General features: G+C 56.3%; 3 protein-coding genes. 1 reads left to right on the top strand and 2 read right to left on the bottom strand.

Translation table 11 applies throughout. From position 1 onward, the window contains the following. Nucleotides 1–251: 251 nt before the first annotated feature. Nucleotides 252–494, top strand: a complete 243-nt coding sequence (locus AC1D0I_RS32395; protein WP_477308107.1) for a lysozyme inhibitor LprI family protein — start codon at nt 252–254, stop codon at nt 492–494. Here AC1D0I_RS32395 and AC1D0I_RS32390 read toward each other — a convergent pair. Both AC1D0I_RS32390 and AC1D0I_RS32385 read right to left on the bottom strand, forming a co-directional pair. Further along, a complete protein-coding gene (locus AC1D0I_RS32390; protein WP_477308071.1) occupies nt 449–1087 on the bottom strand; it encodes an outer-membrane lipoprotein carrier protein LolA in 639 nt (212 codons plus the stop codon). The genes AC1D0I_RS32395 and AC1D0I_RS32390 overlap by 46 nt on opposite strands. A 32-nt stretch (nt 1088–1119) precedes the next feature. Continuing rightward, entirely contained in the window at nt 1120–2121 is a 1002-nt protein-coding gene (locus AC1D0I_RS32385; RefSeq protein ID WP_477308069.1) for a L,D-transpeptidase family protein, read from the bottom strand. Between the last annotated feature and the right edge of the window lie 532 nt (nt 2122–2653).

The raw sequence follows: 2653 nt of genomic DNA, 5'->3' as shown, positions 1-2653 counted from the left end.
GCCAATCGGGCGGTATGCATCTTGTCGGCACGTCCAACGTTTTCAATTCGCTGCTTTTCTTTGCGCAGCCTACGCCGCTCACCGCGCTCATTGGGTCCAAGTGCTTTCCGTTTGATGGCTTCCGAACCCATGAAATTACCCTTTCCGCCTTAACGCGGGGCATGGCCGGATGGCTCCGTTCAACTGGTTAAAGTGATCCAGGGGCGACCGCTGCCGATCACGGGACGGATCCAAGTAAAAGTCTGGTGTCGATGCGACGATGCGACCAGCCTTCGAAAGCGTCAGGCCGCCCTGACGCGTGCGCCGGTGCCGCGTTCAAGAAATCCGATACGAAGCTCAATGAGCTCTACAGGCAGATCGAAGCTTGCCTGAAGGACGATGCGGATACCAAAAGCGACCCTGGCTGCGTCCCCGGGGGTATCGGGAGAGAGGAGTCGAACCACCAACTTCAACGCGACTTCGTTGAGGTGTTGTTCTCCCGGTTTGCCGCGTAGTCGATAGTAAAGGTTCCCTCGGCAACGCGAACGCCCTGCTTCACGTTGAAGATTGTTACCGTCGTGGTCAGTCCCTTCTCGTCGATAAGGCTCCACTTGCGCAAGTCGAGATTTTTCCTGTCAAACATCATAGAGATATTGGAATTACCGAAGGATGATTTGTCAGATAGTTTAATAATTATCAGATCGCCTTCCTCCCTGATGCTTTTGAGCCGGCTGCCAGAGAGGTCGACCTTATTGTCGAGTAGCAGCTTGAGTGGCGTCTTCGAAAGCGAATAAAGCCGCGAGGTCCTAAGCTTCTTATTATAAACGACTACCGATTTGCCATCGGCAATGACGCTGATCCCCGATTGGCCGGCATAGTTGAATCGGATCTTGCCCGGGCGTTGGAGAAAAAACCTGCCACTGGTCCGTTCCGCCTTTGGGCCGGACTGGACGAAGTCCCCAGACATGGATTTTATTGAGGTGAAGTGATCGGCAATCGCCTGCGCGTCTACCGGTGCAGCCGGGAGCGCAGTTGTGAATCCATTTGTTGCGGCGGCGGCGACAATGACGAAACACCAACCACGCAGTCTTTTCGTCTTAGAGGCCATACCATTGTCCAACTTCACGTAGCACGCGCCTACTAGAGGCCCTCGTCAACTGACTCCACCGTTTCATCTGTGAAGATAACCTCTGTACCCTTTTGCACCTCAGAGGCGAGGTCTTCAGCATCCCAATTGGTCAGCCTGATGCAACCATGTGAGAACGTCTTTCCAATCTTGCCTGGTTCGGGCGTACCGTGAATGCCGTAGCTTTCGATGGACAAATCAATCCATACCGATCCAACCGGATTATTTGGCCCGGCAGCTATCGTGAATGGGCGGTTGGTCTTAACCCCCTTGAAGGCGAAGTCAGGATCGTAATGATAGGTCGGGTTGTGCACCACACGTTTGACCTCTGCCTGGCCGCTCGGCGCCGGCTTTTCCTGGCTCCCGATCGAAGCGGGGTACACTGCAAGCACTTTGCCGGAAGCGTCGAGCACGCGAACCTGGCGAGCGCTCTTGTTGACCTCAACTCTGGCAATAGCCGCAGGAGGATCGCCTCGGTCGATAGCTGGCACCAGCAACTTTGCGCCGGCCACCCTGAAGCCGATGCCGGGATTGAGCTTTTCGAGCAGCTGTTCGCTTGTGTGGAAGCGTTCAGCCATCTTTTCCACCGCATTGTGATAGCCAAGCCTAGGCAGGCGAGCCATTCTTTCCATGCGAGCCGGAATTCGCTTGGTAAACGGTCCACGCACATCCTTGCGCGTCAGCTCGTAGGTCACAAGGGCCGGGTTTGAGGATGTTGTGGCTAGCTTGTCCCAAGTCTCCCGGGTGAGCTTGCCATCGGAGGGCAAGCCGTTCGCCGCCTGAAATGCCCGGACCGCCTTGGCGAAGTTCTCTGCTCCTCGGCCGTCGATTAGGCCTGGCGAGAACCGCGCGCGATCCAAAAGGATTTGCGCCTTCAGCACGATCGGATTGACGCCCTTCGCTTCGCCGTCGTCGAATTGGGCATTGTTGACGGCGGCTAGGGTTAGGTTCGCCGCCTCCATCCTGCCGGATGCGAGGGCGAGCACCGCAGCTGCGAGAAGAACGGGCCTGATCATCGATATCAATCCTGCAGTTGCACGAGAATCTGCTTGTATGACGCTGCAAGGGAGATCTGGTTCCATTCCCCGGAGCTAAACATCGTCGGTCCCTTACAGGCTCGCTGGCCGAAGGGCTTGCCAATCCCCCAAAACTGTCGCCAGTGATGCAAGTCTCCACGCGAGCCGGCCACGGCCCCAACCGGCATCGAAGGTTTGATCTCGACTGGGCCTGTTCCTTCCCGACAGTGTTGCAACCGACGCAGAACTCGCGGTTTGGGATGCGGGGATCGCAATTGTTAAGTCGAAGGTTTTGATCGTCTGATTCCAGCGTTAGCCGAACAAAATCTCGCTCACGGCGTTGAGACTCGCGTTGCGACATCAGCCGGGGAATTTCCATGACAAAGGGCGAGCTTTCCACCTATAGGGCCAAGCGGGATTTCACCAAGACGGAAGAACCCAGCGGCGAAAGCACGATCGCGAAATCTAACCGGCTTCGATTTGTCATTCAGAAACACGCGGCCACGCGGCTGCACTACGATCTTCGCCTTGA

The organism is Mesorhizobium sp. P2_D1 (assembly GCF_056404455.1).
This window is presented reverse-complemented; position numbering and strand designations above follow the sequence as displayed.